The following is a 15,030-nucleotide window of genomic DNA, read 5'->3' as shown; positions in this document are numbered from 1 at the left end:
GAGATGGCTTGCCCATGTCGGTTCCAACCCTGGCGGCGCGCAGATGGCGCCGCGTGCGTGTTTTCCCTTTTTCCCTGGCCGTGCTCGGCGGGTTGCTGCTCGCCGGCTGCTCGATGGTGCCCGCCTACCACCCGCCGCAACTGCCCTTGGCCCCGCAGTGGGACGGCGCGACAGCTGGCCCTGCGGCCCGTGGCGGGCAATGGTGGGGGGAATTCCACAGCGCCGAACTGGATCAGTTGATCGCTCGCGGCCTGGCCGGCAACTACACCCTCAAGGCTGCCGCCAGCCGCATCGATGAGGCCCGCGCCTCGGCGCAGGTGGCGGGTGCGGGGCAGTATCCGGCGCTGAACCTGGGCGGCAGTTTCCAGCGCCAGAACAACTACGGCACCACGGCAAAACGCAGCGTGTTTGCCCAGGCCACGTATGAGATCGACTTTTGGGGTAAACAACGGGCCGTGGCCGACTCCGCCGATGCCCTGGCCAGCGCCACGCTGTTCGATGCCCAGACCCTGCGCATGAGCCTGGGTGCCAGCATTGCCGACAGTTACTTCCAGGTGCTGTCCCTCGAAGAGCGTTTGCGCCTGGCCCAGGCCATTGCCGACGATGCGCGGCGGGTACTGGCGCTGGTGCAAGTGCAGGCCAGCCAGGGCGCGGTGTCGAACCTGGAAGTCGCCCAGCAACGCAACGCCATGCAAACCTTCGAGGCCGCGATGCCGCCCCTGCGCCAGCAACGGGATCTGGCCCTGTATCAACTGGCCGTGCTGGTGGGTGAGCAGCCTGCGGGCTTTCATCTGCAAGCGGGCGGGCTGGACAACCTGCAAGTGCCGCAGCCTGCTGCCGGGCTGCCAATCGGCCTGCTGCGCCAGCGCCCGGATATCCAGGCCGCCGAAGCGCGGCTGCAATCGGCCAACTTCGATGTCGGCGTCGCCCGCGCGGCGTTCCTGCCCAACCTGTCGCTGGACTTGCTCGGCGGCCTCGACACCCTGGGTGGCGGGCAGATCTGGAGCGCCATCGGCACCCTTGGTCAGCCGCTGTTTGCCGGTGGTCAGCTCAAGGGGCAATTGCATTTCGATCAGGCCCATGTGCAGGAACTGACCGCGAGTTACCGCGAATCCATCATCGAAGCCCTGCAGGATGTGCAAACCCAGCTCAGCGCCGCCCGCGAACTGGACAAAAGCTACGACCTGAACCGGGCTGCGGTCGATTCGGCACGGGAGGCGGCCCGCCTGGCGCAGGTTCGCTACCGGCTCGGCTCGACCGACTTCCAGACCTTGCTGATCGTCGAACGCACCCAGTACCAGGCCGAAGACACTCTGTTGCAGGTGCGCCTGCAGCACTTGCAGGCCGCTGTCGGGCTGTTCCGCGCCCTGGGCGGCGACTTCGCGCCCCAGACCCTCGCTTCCCATTCTCCAGCTCAGGTGGCACAGCCATGAATGCCTTGAAATCACATCCTCGCGTCACTTTCTGGGGGCTGGCGGTGCTGGGCCTCGCCGTGGCTTTTGCCAGCGCCTACTGGCTGCGGCAGGCCCAAGCCGCGCCGGTCAAGACCGGGGAGGACGCCGTGCCGGTGCAAATGGCCCGGGTCAGCCGCCAGGACCTGCCCGTATGGATCAGCGCCATTGGCAATGTGCAGCCGCTCAACAGCGTCAATGTGCGGGTGCGGGTGGACGGCGAGTTGCAACAAATGCTCTTCGAAGAGGGGCAGACCGTCACTGCGGGCAGCCTGCTGGCGGTGGTCGATCCGCGCCTGTATCAGGCCCAGGTGGCCCAGGCGCAAGCCCTGGTGGCCAAGGACCAGGCGCAGTTGGCCAACCTCAAGGTCAGCCTCGACCGCGCCAGCAAACTGGCCGCCGCGCAGGCCGGGCCGACCCAGGACGTCGACACCTATCGCGCGCAACTGGCGGCCCAGCACGCCACGGTGCAGGCCGATCAGGCGACGCTGGACACGGCGCGCCTGCAACTGGAGTTCACCCGGGTCAAGGCGCCGTTCACCGGGCGTACCGGCCAGCGGCAGCTGGATGTCGGCGCCATCGCCCACGGCGCCGAGGCCACCGGGCTGGTGACCATTACCCAGATGAACCCGATCTCGGTGGCGTTCGCCGTGTCCCAGGACGCGCTGGCGAACATTCTTGAAGAAAATGCCAAGGGCGCGCTGCAGGTGGTCGCCATGAGCCGTGACGGCCAGCAGGAAATCGCCCGTGGCCACTTGAGTTTTATCGACAGCCAGGTGGCCCCGGCCAGCGGTCAGGTGCAGCTCAAGGCGCAGTTCGACAACAGCGCCGCCAAACTGTGGCCCGGCGAGCTGGTCAGTGCGCGGTTGCTGGTGCAGACCCACCATGATGTGGCCGTGGTGCCGAGCGATGCCGTGCAGTTGGGCCGCGACGGCCATTTTGTCTATGTGGTGGATGCCGCGCAGCGGGTGCAGCCACGCCGGGTCGACGCCGCCACGGTGGTCGATGGCAAACAGTGGATCCGCCAGGGCCTGGCGGCGGGTGAAACCGTTGTGGTGCAGGGCCAGTCCCGCATCGCCCCGGGGCTCAAGGTCACGCCGGTCAACACTGACAGCACGGCCGAGCTGGCGCAGGTGGCGCCATGAAGGGGCTTGCCGGATTGATCCAGCGCCGTGTGGGCCTGAGCCTGTTGGCCCTGGGAGTCATGCTGCTGGGAGTGTTTGCCTATTTTCAATTGCCGGTCGCGCCATTACCGAGCGTGGATTTCCCGACGATACAAGTCACCGCCAAGTTGTCCGGCGCCAGTGCCGAAACCATGGCGTCCTCGGTGGCCACGCCCCTGGAGCGTGCGTTTGCCACAGTGCCGCAAGTGACCTCGATGACCTCGTCCAGCGCGGCGGGCAAAACCCAGGTGGTGTTGCAGTTCGATCTGTCGCGGGACATCGACGGCGCCGCCCAGGACGTGCAAACGGCGATCAACACCGCCACGCCCAACCTGCCGCGGACCATGACCAGCGCGCCGACCTTCAACAAGGTCAACCCGGCCGAAGGCACGGTCATGTCCCTGGCCGTGACCTCGCCCACCCGTACCTTGCCTGAACTGGGCCGCTACGCTGACAACTACATTGCCCAGCGCCTGTCGCAAATCCCCGGGGTCGGCATGGTGGATTTTCATGGTGAACAGAAACCGGCGGTGCGCGTGCAGATAGATCCCGATGCCCTGGCGGCTCGTGGCCTGACCCTGGAGGATGTGCGCAGCATCATTGGCGTCAGCACCCTCGACCAGCCCAAGGGCACCCTCGACGGCCCGACCCGTTCCATCAGCCTGGGGGCTACCGATCAATTGCTCGACCCGCAACACTATCGCGAGCAGGTGGTGGCCTATAAAAACGGCATGCCCATCAAGCTCGGCGACCTCGGGCGGGTGATCGCCGGGGCCGAAGACACCCAGCAGGCGGCGCAGTTGGGCGCCGAGCCCACGGTGATTGTCGACATTCATAAACAGCCGGGTTTCAACCTGCTGTCGACCATCACCACGATCAAGGCCCGCCTGCCGGAGCTGACCGCCTCGTTGCCCCGGGACGTGCAGGTGCAGGTGGTGGGTGACCGTACCCAGACCATCGAAGCCTCGGTCAATGACATGCAGTTCACCTTGCTGCTGTCCATTGCCCTGGTGGTCGTGGTGATCTTCGTATTCCTGCGCAAGGCAACGGCCACGCTGATCCCCAGCCTGACCATCCCGCTGTCGCTGACGGCCACGTTCGGGGTCATGTACCTGCTGGGCTACAGCCTGGACAACCTGTCGATCATGGGGCTGGCAATTGCCGTGGGCTTTGTGGTGGACGATGCGATCGTGGTGATGGAGAACATCGTGCGCCATCTTGAGATGGGTAAGTCACGGCTGCAGGCGGCGGTCGACGGCCTGCGCGAAGTGGCGTTCACCATCGTCTCGATGACCGTGTCGCTGATTGCCGTGTTCCTGCCCATCCTGCTGATGTCGGGGATTGTCGGGCGACTGATGCGCGAGTTCGCGGTGACGGTGAGCGTGGCGATCATCATGTCCGGGATCGTGTCCCTGACCATCACCCCGATGCTCTGCGCCTGGCTGCTCAAACCCCATGCCGAAAGCGAGGAGGGGCGCTTTGCCAAAGCCTGCGAACGCCTGTTCGATGGCGTGCAGAACCGCTACCGGCGCAGCCTGGACTGGGTGCTCGACCACCAGCGCATCACCCTGGCAGTGGCCGTGGCTACCCTGGTCGTCACCGCGGCGCTGTATGCAGCCATCCCCAAGGGCTTCTTCCCGCAACAGGACAACGGCTTGATCCAGGGCGTTGCCGAGGCCGCTGCAGACATCTCGCCAACCGCCATGCAGGCACAGGTCAACCGTGCTGCCGAGATCATCGGCCAGGACCCGGATGTGGCCCGGGTGTACTTCTGGATCGGGCCTAACCCGACCGTGAGCCAGGGCAAGATAATGATCAACCTAAAGCCGTTCAGCGAGCGCAGTGCCAGCGCGGGGCAGGTCATCAGTCGCCTGCAGCCGGCGCTGGACCGGCTGGACGGGGTCAAGGTGTTCATGCAGGCCAACCAGGACATCCAGATCGGTGGCCGGGCCAGCAAGACCCAGTACCAGTACACCCTGCAGGACCCGGACAGCGCCGAACTGGATCACTGGAGCGGCGTGCTCCTGGCTCGGCTCAAGACCCTGGCGCCGCTGCAAAACGTCACCTCGGACCAGCAACAGGCCATTGCCCAGTCGACCCTGCTGATCGACCGCCCCACGGCCGCGCGCCTGGGCGTCACGGTGCAGGCCATCGACGATGTGCTCTATGACGCCTTTGGCCAGCGGCAGATCGCAACCCTGTTTACCCAACTGGACCAGAACCATGTGATCCTGGAACTCGACCCAGCCTGGCAAACGTCCACGGCGACCCTGGAACATTTATTTGTCCGCGCCGACAGCGGGGCGCTGGTGCCGTTGAGCCTGCTGGCCAGCGTCAAGAGCGAGCAAGTGCCGATCATCATCAACCACCAGGGGGTATTCCCGGCCATTACCTTGTCGTTCGACCTGGCGCCCGGGCATGCCTTGAGCGAAGCGGTGAGCGCCATCAACCAGGCCTCACTGGCCGTGGCCATGCCCGACAGCGTGGTCGGCAGCTTCCAGGGCAGCGCCCAGGCCTTCCAGGACTCGCTCAAATCGCAACCCTGGCTGATCCTGGCGGCCATCCTCACGGTCTACATCGTGCTGGGCGTGCTGTACGAGAATGCCATCCACCCGCTGACCATCATCTCGACCTTACCGTCCGCGGGTTTTGGCGCGCTGCTGGCGCTGATGCTGAGCGGGCAGGACCTGTCGGTGCTGGGCATGATCGGCATCATCCTGCTGATTGGCATCGTCAAGAAAAACGCAATCATGATCGTCGACTTCACCTTGCAGGCGCAGCAGCGGGGCCTGTCGCCCCGGGATGCGGTGCGCGAAGCCTGTCTGCTGCGCCTGCGGCCGATCCTGATGACCTCGCTGGCCGCCTTGCTCGGCGCCGTACCGCTGGCGTTCGGTCATGGTGCTGGCGCAGAACTGCGCCAGCCGTTGGGGATTGCGATAGTGGGCGGTTTGCTGGTGTCGCAGATCCTCACGCTCTACACCACGCCGGTGGTGTACCTGTGGTTTGAGCGGCGGCGGGGCAAGCGCCAGGCCGTTGCTGTCGAGGAGATGGCCTGAGGAGGGGGCCAGAATTGCGCAGCAGTCTGAATTTTGCGGTGCAAAAAACAAAGGGCCTGCACGAAGAATCTCATGCAAGCCCTTGATTTGTTTGGTGCCCGAAGCCGGAATCGAACCGGCACGTCCTTACGAACGGGGGGTGTAAGACCGCCGTTCGTAAAGGCCGCCAAGGCGCGCCTGAACGCATTCAACCGCTCAAAGGCCGGTGTACGGCTGGAAATGCCCGGGCGCTCTGATCTGTTCGCAGAACGGATGAACAACGCACAGGGACTCAAGGACAGGCCCGATGGCGAGTATCTGGTGGACTCCCGGGAGCAGGTATTCACCCAATCCGGCTGGTCGACGACGATCGAGTGCAATGCCGGCAAGAAGGGCAAGGCCAATGTCAAAGGCAAGAAGCCAGAGAAGCCCCTGAAATCGTTCAACTCTAACCCGAACAAAGCCAATACCGGCCCCCTTGTTCGGGCTTTCTTTAACCTTGAGAGAAAATATTAGCGAACCACCGCTTCTACGGAGTATCTCAGGCCATTGGCTCGTAGTGGCCGCATTTTGCGCAGTAAGCATAGGTTTTGTCGCCTGCCGTGCGCTTTGAAAATAGATACTTCACACCAACTCCTGCAGCGCTCAGGGCTAGTGTAATTCCTGCGGTTATCAATAGCTCCTTGGGCCCCTTTGTTGCTGCCTTCGCTGCATTGGCAGCCACGCTGGCAATGCCAGATCCGCCGGTCTTGGCGGCGAGTACGGTAGCAGCCGCTACAGCTGGTCCTATGTAGTTACTTTTCGAAAGCTTGCTCAAATCTCGCTTGGTGATAACGCGGGCGGTGACCTGATTGCATTTCTTGCAAAGCATCATCACGAAATCTCTCTGGGTAAATAATTCCCTTTGTATCAGATAGCAGGCCATTTGCCATCTATCAATCCATCCCACCTAAGTACGTTTTTACGCTTGGAGAAACTCATGAGCATCGCAGCGCAGCAACTGCTGCAGATTCTCCCGAGCGCCGGCCAATCAGCCGGCGTTTGTGTGTCCGCTCTAAACACTGCCATGAACCACTACCAGATTATTGGCTTGAAACGCGTGGGGGCTTCCATAGCCCAGCTCTGGCATGAGTCTGGCCAGTTGAAGCACTTGAAAGAAATCTGGGGCCCAACCAAAGCCCAGGCCAAATACGAGGGCAGGGCAGACCTGGGTAATACCGAGAAGTGTGACGGCTCCTAATACCGTGGTCGTGGCCTGAGCCAAGTCACCGGGCGTGCCAACTACGAGGCGTGCGGTGAAGCACTGGCCCTTGGCATGATCAGCAGCCCGAACTGCTGGAGAAACCACAGCACGCCTGCATGTCAGCGGCATGGTTCTGGGCGACCAAGGGCCTGAGCACACTGGCCGACGCGGGCCAGTTCGACAAGATTACCCAGCGCATCAACGGTGGCCAGAACGGCGCGGCCGATCGGCAGGCGCTGTACGCCCGTGCGCTCAAGGTGTTGGCGTGAAGATCGATGCGGTGAAGTGGGGCGGGTGCTACTGATCATCCTCGCCCTGATGGCGGGCAGCGCGTGGGCCGCATGGGAGTGGCAGGCCAACGCCTATGGTCAGCAGTTGGCCACCAAGGAAGCGGCCTATCAAACCGAGCGCACCAATCTGGCCAATGCCAACTCCGCGCAAATTCTGGCAGAGCAGGGCAAGCGCCTCGCCCTGGACCAATGGCTGGCAGCCAGTGACCAATCCCATTACCGAGCCCTTACCGATGAGACAACGAAACAGGCACGCCTGCGTGATCGCCTTGCTACTGCTGACCTGCGGCTGTCAGTCCAACTCGACGCCGCCGCAACTGGTTGTGACGCAGTGCAAGCCACCACCAGCCCCGGCAGCATGGTTTATGGCGCCCATAGAGCCCAACTTGACCCAGCGCATGCTCAACGAATTATCGGAATCACCGGTGACGGTGACCAAGGACTAACTGCTCTCACCGCTTGTCAGGCATTTGTTAAGAAAATTATTGACTTTTAAATTTGCGTATAAATGTAATTTTTTGATAAAAGAGAGCGTGAACTAAAATAGACTAGATTAGGAGTATGTTGATTGAGGGAGCTAGCGAAAGTAGAAGGGGAGAATTTATCGGGCTTTAGGTTGGTAACCGAAGCTCAGTATGAGCTATATAAAGCCCATCGTAATGTTGTCGCGAAGTTTAGCAAGGATTACGAGTTGCTAAAGTTTGTTCTTGAAGAATATCGGCGGTTTCAAATTGGATTAGTGGATGTTGGGCGCGCGATGGCGGGCGAAGCTAATTTATTAAATCAAAATCACTTGAATGATCTTACTTTTAAAACAAATAGCCTGATGCTTGGCTTTCTTGGTTCGGTTAGAACGTTTCTTGATCATGCTGGAACTTCTATCTCTCGCCGATATGGTAAAGGTTCAGATCAGTTTCTGTACTTCAAGGCATTGACGGCTTATCAATTCGATAACATGTTTTCATATCGTTTTTTATATAAGTTACGTAATTATACGCAGCATTGTGGTATGCCCCCTGTTAGCTTTGATGTGAATATCATTCCAGGCGATGGGTTAGAGATTGTTCCCCGCTTTTCAAGGCAGGGTCTACTCGATAGTTACTCGGAGTGGGGCGCTTCTTTAAAAGAGGAGATTAAACTAGGTTCGGGGTCTCTGTATGTTTTTCCTCTTTTAAAAGAGCATCGGGATTCTGTGTTGGGTATCTATCTATCTTTTTATGAAAAGTTTGAGTCAGGTGGTGTTGTCTCAAGCAAGGATTGGATTTGTGATTTCTTGTCTGATCCGCAGCCCGATGATAAATATTGTTTTTTGGCTGCGGGGGAAAGTGGCTCTGATCCGAAATCCAAGTCCTTTAAGCTGGAGTGGATACCAACATCTATGGTGAGAGATATTGTATGGGTAGAGCAATGTCTTAAAGATGCGTTGTTAGGGGGGAGTGATTGTGAGTCCCCTTTCAACCCATAGCTTTGAGCGGTATGGCTAAGGTCGGGATCTTATTTCTAGGTGTTGAAAATAAAGAATTTAAATAACTAAACCCATATGTGCTACATGCGAATATTGCCGAGCTCTATTGTCCAGCACCTACTGGACCGGCGAAACCGCCGGTACATTTAGGCAACATCTCAAGATGAGTTCGAGCGCTATAGGTGCTTAAGCGCTAAGGTTGTTTTAATTCCGTGGTTTTCTGGTACGGCTAGGAAAACATCCGAACTCATTGGCGGCTCGGTTTTAATTTGAAGTGCCCATTTTGGGATCGCAAGATCATCTGAAATCCGGTCTCTTATGCGGTCTGGGCTGAAAAATTTACTCCCGTAGACCCCCATCCACGGCCTCTGATCTCCCTCAGTTGTGACGCTCAGAAGTTCGACTCCATCAAGCTGTACCGATTGAATTTCATGCGTAGGGAGTGATGGTTGGTCGTCCAGTATCGAGGGAGTATCGTCTTCGGGTTTCAATGGCGCAGCAATGATTTGGATTACCTTAATTGTGCTATCACCGGGCATGAACGTGAGACGCTCTCTGTGGTCACGTAGCTTACATTTCATAAACTCAGTCACATCAGAGTAGTTCTGATTCACTACAACTGATAGTGGCATGTCAGCATGGCTAAACTTGATGCGAGAGCGAAACTCACCCCGCGAGTCAAAATAAATCTCGAATAGTATGCCGGCGAGTTGATGTTTGGCAGTAGAGGGTGGAAATTGCAGAAGTTGCGATTCAAGTCCTGCAACGTACTCCATAGCTTTCTGGGAGTTGCCACAAGCAGCCTGATAAATATTGCGGCCGAGTACAAACCACGACGAGGGTGTGAACTGTTCCTCGCGGATAGAGCTAATTCTGGTTATAGCAGGATTTTGGGTGTACCAATTTGACGATTTCAGATCGCGGATAATCTCGTTAATAGACGACGGAGCATCGGCTTGATATTCCCGGTCTCGAAGCGCCGCTTGCTCATAGACCAAATTAGGTTGGTCAGGTTCGGAAGCCTCCGGTTGCATCTCCTCGGCCTCTCGAGTTACCTCGACTGGCGCATCAACCGCTTGATTAAGTACTGGTGGCTCTGGCTCCTCGAAAGCAACGGTCGGAACTGGTGCTGATTCCTCTATATTGATTTGGATTGCTGCTGCAAGATGAGAGAAGAGTGCCGGTGTGGCCTTTGACAAACCTTCAACTAGGATGTCAAAACTTGCTATTGCAATATTGGAGTGCTCGGTCAGGCGACGAAACTCGGTGACGAGTCTTGGGTCTGCTATTTTGATTTCAGGACGGGCGTTGTTAACCGTCTTTCGGTTACCTTTTACCAGCTCCGTGCGCTTTCTAGGTGCATAAACCCAGTCATCTTTCTCATCCCTAGTGACGAATAAAACCTTTGGGAATATCTCCTTGCTAGCAAAAGATTTTTCGAGTATTTCGAACCAGATAATTAGATCGCCGAGGCGGTTTTCGGGCTTGTCAGCATCGCGAAACCCTGGCGGAAGCCGGTGTTCAAATCTTCCGGGACCTTCTTGAGTTGCTCGGGCGCAAAGGGCAGCAAGATCGGAATCGAGAATTGCTGACGACAAGTGCGCATCAATCTGCTCATGTATAACACCTGAGTCAAATTCCTGAGAGAAGACACTCGTAAACAAAGTCAGCGCATCGATGGCTGTGCGGAAGTCCGTAATAAAGGTTGCGCGATCTGAGGTGTAATTTATCTTTTTCAGTGATACTTCGTCTACGAACAAAGATGCACTCTCAAACAAGCTATTGAGCAGCTTGTTCGCCTGGGTGTGTTCTTTACTCTTGGGAGTATAAGTATCGAGTGTTTTTGACGTCACCTTCGAAAGATACTCATTGGCTGCCCATGCCGGAATGACCAAACGGTTAGCATCTAAGACGGTATCAGACCAAGCGAAGAACTCGCTTCGCGCCGCCTCATGCAGCTTGTACAGGTACGAGAGGATATTGGTATCAAAAAAGATGAGGGTTTGCGGATCACTTGCAAGATTGGCAATATCGCGAACATGCTCATCAAAAGTTTTGTCTAATACGTAATGGCCCAGTAGCATCCGATTCTTCCCTTGCCCTGACATAATCTGGTTTTTAGGTGCACCATGTAGCCTGTCTAAGCTCCTTGGGTCAAGAAAATACGCACTTAACTTTTATCGAATATGTGCTTATGGTCAGTGATGCGTATTGTTTGGGGGAACTCAATGTAGTTCCTATGCAATCGCGGCCGCCGTTCAAATATGGCTCCAAGTATGGTGCCAGGCGGTTGGGCCGATCCTTTTCTAGAATAACGGGGTGTATTTGGTCGGCACGACGCAAGAAAAGTCAAATACAGTTCCGAAACCAAAGACAGAGTATGCATCCTAAGCGGTTTGCAGAGCACCGACTCAGCCAGCGTTTCGGAAATGAATATAGCTACAAGCCACAGCCCGTATGAATTTTCATATCGGACTACAAATCCGTTGTAGTGAACATGAGCTATTTTGGGTTTGTGTTCGCTCGGCAGAACGCCGTGGGAGGAGGCTAAAGCCTCAGTGACTTTTCGAGTAACATCGTTACTCGTTGCCCAGCGGCGTTGGGCGTCGTTGCAGCGAGCGCCTGTTGCTGGAGTCCCGTATTTACTGGCGCTTAGTAAGTCCAGCTTGAATGGGGTGCTAGGAGGTTCGTGTCGTAATGATTCACCCCGGTCATGTGTCCAGGAATGGTCAGCTAACCCCGCACAATCTTTCCAGCCTTCACTTCGTCCGCCAACATCGTTAGCTGATCAACATGCTCATGAAGCTTTGCGATTTTTGCCATAGCCATCAGGAACTCGGGTTCAGCGTAGCCTTTAGCTTCCCGGAACAGATCTTGCGCGGCGTCATCGAGAGCGAAGGCTGCTGCTTTCAGGTGCCTGCGTAGCTCTTGGTTGGGCTTGGTGAGAGGCATGGTGTGCGGTTCCCGTATGTCGCAATCAATCCAGTATCACTAAAAACCATAAGTGAACTCAAGGTGCGGCATGCAGCTGCGAGTGTCGGGTACGAGGTGTTTGGCAGTGGTATGAGCTTTGGGTTTTGTGCTTTGGCAGGACGCCAGGGGAAGGGGCGAAAATCGAGAATTGCGGAACAGCTTTCAGAATTGCGGTGCAAAAAACAAAGGGCCTGCACGAAGAATCTCATGCAAGCCCTTGATTTGTTTGGTGCCCGAAGCCGGAATCGAACCGGCACGTCCTTACGAACGGGGGATTTTAAGTCCCATGCGTCTACCAATTTCGCCATTCGGGCGGTAGCGCTGTAAAGCGGGTCACGAAGGTCGGTGCTTTAACGAACAAAGTACTCAAGGCCCGCGCAACAGGTGGACGAATATATAGAGCCTGCGCCCATGAGGCAAGTTCGATAGCGCCTATTTGGCGACATTTTTTTTCCCGTTGGCAGGCCAAAACCGTCGAAAAATCATAGATATAAGTAAAGGCCCGGGTTTGCGCCCGTGCTGGCGCAGGCATTTGCCGCGCTGCTGCGGCGCGTATTCCCGAGTAGGCTAGGCTGCTTGCACAGCCGGGACATGAGTGGGCGTGATGAATACGAGTGTGATTTATGCATTGGCAGCCGCTGCGCTGTTCGGGGCCAGTACGCCACTGGCCAAGGTGCTGGGGACTGAAGTCTCGCCGGTGATGCTGGCCGGGCTGTTGTACCTGGGCAGTGGCCTGGGGTTGTTGTTGGTGCGCTGTGTGCGCGATCGGGGCTGGAAGCGCTCGGGCCTGGGGGCCGGTGAATGGCCCTGGCTGCTGGGGGCCATTGTGTTTGGCGGGATCCTGGGACCTGTCGCCTTGATGTTCGGTTTGACCCTCACCAGCGGTGCGACGGCTTCGCTGATGCTCAATCTTGAGCCGGTGCTGACTGCGCTGCTGGCCTGGGTGGTCTTCAAGGAAAACGCAGACCGGCGGATTGTGCTGGGCATGCTGGCAATCATTGTCGGCGGCGTGGTGTTGTCCTGGCCGGCAGGGGGCGGCGCGGTTGTGTCGCGGTCCTGGCTTGGGCCGTTGGCCGTGGCATTGGCCTGTTTCTGTTGGGCGGTCGATAACAATCTGACGCGCAAGGTGTCTGCTTCAGATGCGCTCTATATCGCGGGCGCCAAAGGCCTGTTCGCGGGGCTGGTGAACTGTGCGATTGCTTTGATTCTGGGGGCGAAGATCCCGGCGCCCGGAGTGCTGAGCCCGACCCTGCTGATCGGTTTTTTAGGCTATGGTGTGAGCCTGGTGCTTTTTGTCCTGGCCTTGCGCGGCCTGGGGGCGGCGCGCACCGGGGCGTATTTTTCGACGGCGCCTTTTCTGGGCGCAGCGATTGCCATTGTGCTGCTGGGCGAGTCGGTGTCGTTGCTGTTCTGGCTGGCTGCAGCCTGCATGGTGGTCGGGGTCTGGCTACACCTGACCGAACGCCATGAGCATGAGCATGAACATCAACCGCTGGAGCACTCCCATCGCCATACCCACGATGAACACCACCAGCACACACATGCCGAGGATGTGCCGGCCGGCAAGGCCCACAGCCACACGCATCAGCATGCTGTGATCAACCACAACCACCCGCACTTCCCGGATATCCATCATCGCCACCGGCACTGAGTCGCTGCATTTTGCACCCTGATTTAATGGAGCTATGGACTGCGCATGTTTGAACACATCGATTTCAATTACCTGCTGGCAACCTATGGCTACCTGGCCATTTTTATCGGCTGTCTGCTCGAAGGTGAAACCATTCTGATTCTGGGGGGGATGGCGGCGCACCAGCATGTACTCAAGCTGTTGCCGGTGATTGGTTATGCCAGCCTGACGGGGATGCTGGGGGATCAGTTGTTGTTTTGGGCCGGGCGTTATTTCGGTGCTCGCCTGTTGCCGCGCCTGCACAAGCAGCAGGCCGCCATCGATCGCGTGACGCAGCTTATTAACCGGTATCCGACGGTGTCGATTTTCTCGGTGCGGTTTTTGTACGGCATGCGCTTGATCGGGCCTATGGTGATCGGTGCCAGCAAGGTGTCGCCGTTGAAGTTTCTGTGTGTCAATGCCCTGGGTGCAGTTGTCTGGGCAACGCTGTTTGCCAGTGGCGGATATTGGGCCGGGGAGTTTCTCGAAGGCATGCTGGGCGACCTCAAACCCTATCGCTTGCCGATCGCCCTGGGCGTCGTGGCATTGATGGTGGTGGTGGCCGTGGCCCGTCACTACAGGGCGAAAACCAAGGCCGTCAGAACACCTTGATCCACGGCTTACTTGTTTACTATTTGTGTCGTTGAGCCGGGTTTTTTGGCCTGTCAAAAAACACTAAAATTCCTTCGTTAAATTGGATTTTACTCGCGTTCAAAGAAGATTTTTCCTGCAACAACTGTCGTTGTTGCCATCTTGTGAGTGTCAGGATCTCTAATGTTTTCGGGCTCGCTCGACGGTCTTCAGGCGCCCGCTGCTGCCGTCAGTTTCGCGGGTGCAAGGGGTAGGCTGGTCAAGGGCGTGGCGTTGAAATTCTGGCGTGTGTCGGGAGGGGCGCGTGCGCTGGCGATGGGCAAGACCCGCCCGGGATGCAGTTGCAAAAAATAAACATGAAAGGCAAAGTCCGGGAACCCGGTTGCGTGACTGAACCCTTGGCCTACGCTTTGAACTACAGGGTCAATGCCAAGGGTTTCAAGGCATTGGCAACACGCTCGCCAAGCCGGTCCGATAGTAAAAGGAGATCTGGATGTTTATCCGTTTATTGATCCTTGCCTCTGTGCTGGTCACTGGCACGGTGCAGGCCGTTGAAGTTCCAAGCCCGCTCGAACAGGACCGCGGCAAGTTTCGCCCGCTGGTTATCGTTGCGCGTGCCGAGGCCGACCCAACCCTGGTCAACCTCAAGAAAGCCCTTGAGGACCCGGCCAACAAGCAGGCTTTTGACCAGCGCAACATGGTGCTCTATACGATTGTGGGCATTACCGGCAAACGCGATGGCAAGGACCTTGAACCCCAGAGCACCATGTCGCTGATTCGCGGGCTCAAGCCGGGGATGATCATCGACAAGGCCAAAGTGATCCTGATCGGCAAGGATGGCGAAAAGAAAGTCGAGACAGTGGGTGATGTTGACCTCGCCGAACTGTTCAAAACCATTGATGCCTTGCCCGTGGCCGAGAAGGAGACCCAGGCTCCGGTCGCCGTGGAGCCACCCGCCAAAGGCAGTGCGGCGGGCAAGTCGGGTAAGCCGGGCAAAGCGGTACAGGCGCTGGATGACTGAATGCCAGGCAAAAAAAGGCCCGCTGGGGGAGCGGGCCTAAATGGGATTCACTAAAGGAGTGGATCCAATCTAGGCGCAATGATGTGAAAGTGATGTGAAAGCCACTGCCAAGGTGTGTGGTTAAAATAG

General features: G+C 57.7%; 11 protein-coding genes, 1 tRNA gene and 2 pseudogenes. 10 read left to right on the top strand and 4 right to left on the bottom strand.

From position 1 onward, the window contains the following. Positions 1-14: 14 nt before the first annotated feature. From BFC21_RS06270 to BFC21_RS06255, 4 genes and pseudogenes are all read left to right on the top strand, one after another. Complete coding sequence (locus BFC21_RS06270; RefSeq protein ID WP_088377459.1) at positions 15-1,433, top strand: efflux transporter outer membrane subunit; 1,419 nt, start codon at positions 15-17, stop codon at positions 1,431-1,433. Continuing rightward, positions 1,430-2,596, top strand: coding sequence for an efflux RND transporter periplasmic adaptor subunit (locus BFC21_RS06265; RefSeq protein WP_088377458.1), 1,167 nt, complete (start codon positions 1,430-1,432; stop codon positions 2,594-2,596). Before BFC21_RS06270 ends, BFC21_RS06265 begins: the two co-directional genes overlap by 4 nt. After that, a complete protein-coding gene (locus tag BFC21_RS06260) occupies positions 2,593-5,670 on the top strand; it encodes an efflux RND transporter permease subunit (RefSeq protein ID WP_088377457.1) in 3,078 nt (1,025 codons plus the stop codon). The genes BFC21_RS06265 and BFC21_RS06260 overlap by 4 nt, the downstream gene beginning before the upstream one ends. Before the next feature lie 143 nt (positions 5,671-5,813). Further along, positions 5,814-6,165 (top strand): annotated as a pseudogene (locus BFC21_RS06255) (hypothetical protein); the annotation flags it as partial. A 25-nt stretch (positions 6,166-6,190) separates the two neighbouring features. On the opposite strand, the gene BFC21_RS06250 reads toward BFC21_RS06255, so the two are convergent. Next, a complete protein-coding gene (locus BFC21_RS06250) occupies positions 6,191-6,574 on the bottom strand; it encodes a hypothetical protein (protein ID WP_120265806.1) in 384 nt (127 codons plus the stop codon). A gap of 54 nt (positions 6,575-6,628) precedes the next feature. Between BFC21_RS06250 and BFC21_RS06245 the strand changes: the two are divergent. The 3 genes and pseudogenes from BFC21_RS06245 (at position 6,629) to BFC21_RS06235 (ending at position 8,647) form a co-directional block, all read left to right on the top strand. Next, positions 6,629-7,161 (top strand): annotated as a pseudogene (locus tag BFC21_RS06245) (glycoside hydrolase family 19 protein). 25 nt (positions 7,162-7,186) lie between these two features. Further along, positions 7,187-7,678: a lysis protein gene (locus tag BFC21_RS06240; RefSeq protein ID WP_371914942.1), complete on the top strand. Its 492-nt coding sequence runs from the start codon at positions 7,187-7,189 to the stop codon at positions 7,676-7,678. 72 nt (positions 7,679-7,750) lie between these two features. Continuing rightward, the gene (locus tag BFC21_RS06235) at positions 7,751-8,647 is read left to right on the top strand and encodes a hypothetical protein (protein WP_095039542.1); all 897 of its coding nucleotides are present in this window, start codon (positions 7,751-7,753) and stop codon (positions 8,645-8,647) included. Positions 8,648-8,823: 176 nt separating this feature from the next. On the opposite strand, the gene BFC21_RS06230 is transcribed toward BFC21_RS06235, so the two are convergent. The 3 genes from BFC21_RS06230 to BFC21_RS06220 all read right to left on the bottom strand — a co-directional run bounded on the left by BFC21_RS06230 (position 8,824) and on the right by BFC21_RS06220 (position 11,934). Continuing rightward, positions 8,824-10,731: a PIN-like domain-containing protein gene (locus BFC21_RS06230; protein ID WP_120265805.1), complete on the bottom strand. Its 1,908-nt coding sequence runs from the start codon at positions 10,729-10,731 to the stop codon at positions 8,824-8,826. Positions 10,732-11,380: 649 nt separating this feature from the next. After that, positions 11,381-11,599, bottom strand: a complete 219-nt coding sequence (locus BFC21_RS06225; protein WP_095039541.1) for a hypothetical protein — start codon at positions 11,597-11,599, stop codon at positions 11,381-11,383. A 248-nt stretch (positions 11,600-11,847) separates the two neighbouring features. After that, positions 11,848-11,934, bottom strand: a tRNA-Leu gene (locus tag BFC21_RS06220). A 290-nt stretch (positions 11,935-12,224) separates the two neighbouring features. On the opposite strand from BFC21_RS06220, the gene BFC21_RS06215 reads away from it, so the two are divergent. From BFC21_RS06215 to BFC21_RS06205, 3 genes are all read left to right on the top strand, one after another. Next, the gene (locus tag BFC21_RS06215; protein ID WP_088377456.1) at positions 12,225-13,271 is read left to right on the top strand and encodes a DMT family transporter; all 1,047 of its coding nucleotides are present in this window, start codon (positions 12,225-12,227) and stop codon (positions 13,269-13,271) included. A 45-nt stretch (positions 13,272-13,316) separates the two neighbouring features. Continuing rightward, a complete protein-coding gene (locus BFC21_RS06210; RefSeq protein WP_120265804.1) occupies positions 13,317-13,901 on the top strand; it encodes a DedA family protein in 585 nt (194 codons plus the stop codon). 472 nt (positions 13,902-14,373) lie between these two features. Further along, the gene (locus BFC21_RS06205) at positions 14,374-14,901 is read left to right on the top strand and encodes a DUF4174 domain-containing protein (protein ID WP_088377454.1); all 528 of its coding nucleotides are present in this window, start codon (positions 14,374-14,376) and stop codon (positions 14,899-14,901) included. The last annotated feature ends 129 nt before the right edge of the window (positions 14,902-15,030 follow it).

It is taken from the genome of Pseudomonas sp. TMW 2.1634 (genome assembly GCF_001703595.1).
In the GTDB taxonomy this organism is placed as follows: Bacteria; Pseudomonadota; Gammaproteobacteria; order Pseudomonadales; family Pseudomonadaceae; genus Aquipseudomonas; species Aquipseudomonas fragi.
This window is presented reverse-complemented; position numbering and strand designations above follow the sequence as displayed.

Excerpts from the sequence above, each read along its gene's own strand:
- BFC21_RS06270 (WP_088377459.1), top strand. The coding sequence starts at position 15 with ATGTCGGTTCCAACCCTGGCGGCGCGCAGATGGCGCCGCGTGCGTGTT.
- BFC21_RS06265 (WP_088377458.1), top strand. The coding sequence starts at position 1,430 with ATGAATGCCTTGAAATCACATCCTCGCGTCACTTTCTGGGGGCTGGCG.
- BFC21_RS06260 (WP_088377457.1), top strand. The coding sequence starts at position 2,593 with ATGAAGGGGCTTGCCGGATTGATCCAGCGCCGTGTGGGCCTGAGCCTG.
- BFC21_RS06250 (WP_120265806.1), bottom strand. The coding sequence starts at position 6,574 with ATGGCCTGCTATCTGATACAAAGGGAATTATTTACCCAGAGAGATTTC.
- BFC21_RS06230 (WP_120265805.1), bottom strand. The coding sequence starts at position 10,731 with ATGCTACTGGGCCATTACGTATTAGACAAAACTTTTGATGAGCATGTT.
- BFC21_RS06225 (WP_095039541.1), bottom strand. The coding sequence starts at position 11,599 with ATGCCTCTCACCAAGCCCAACCAAGAGCTACGCAGGCACCTGAAAGCA.
- BFC21_RS06215 (WP_088377456.1), top strand. The coding sequence starts at position 12,225 with ATGAATACGAGTGTGATTTATGCATTGGCAGCCGCTGCGCTGTTCGGG.
- BFC21_RS06210 (WP_120265804.1), top strand. The coding sequence starts at position 13,317 with ATGTTTGAACACATCGATTTCAATTACCTGCTGGCAACCTATGGCTAC.
- BFC21_RS06205 (WP_088377454.1), top strand. The coding sequence starts at position 14,374 with ATGTTTATCCGTTTATTGATCCTTGCCTCTGTGCTGGTCACTGGCACG.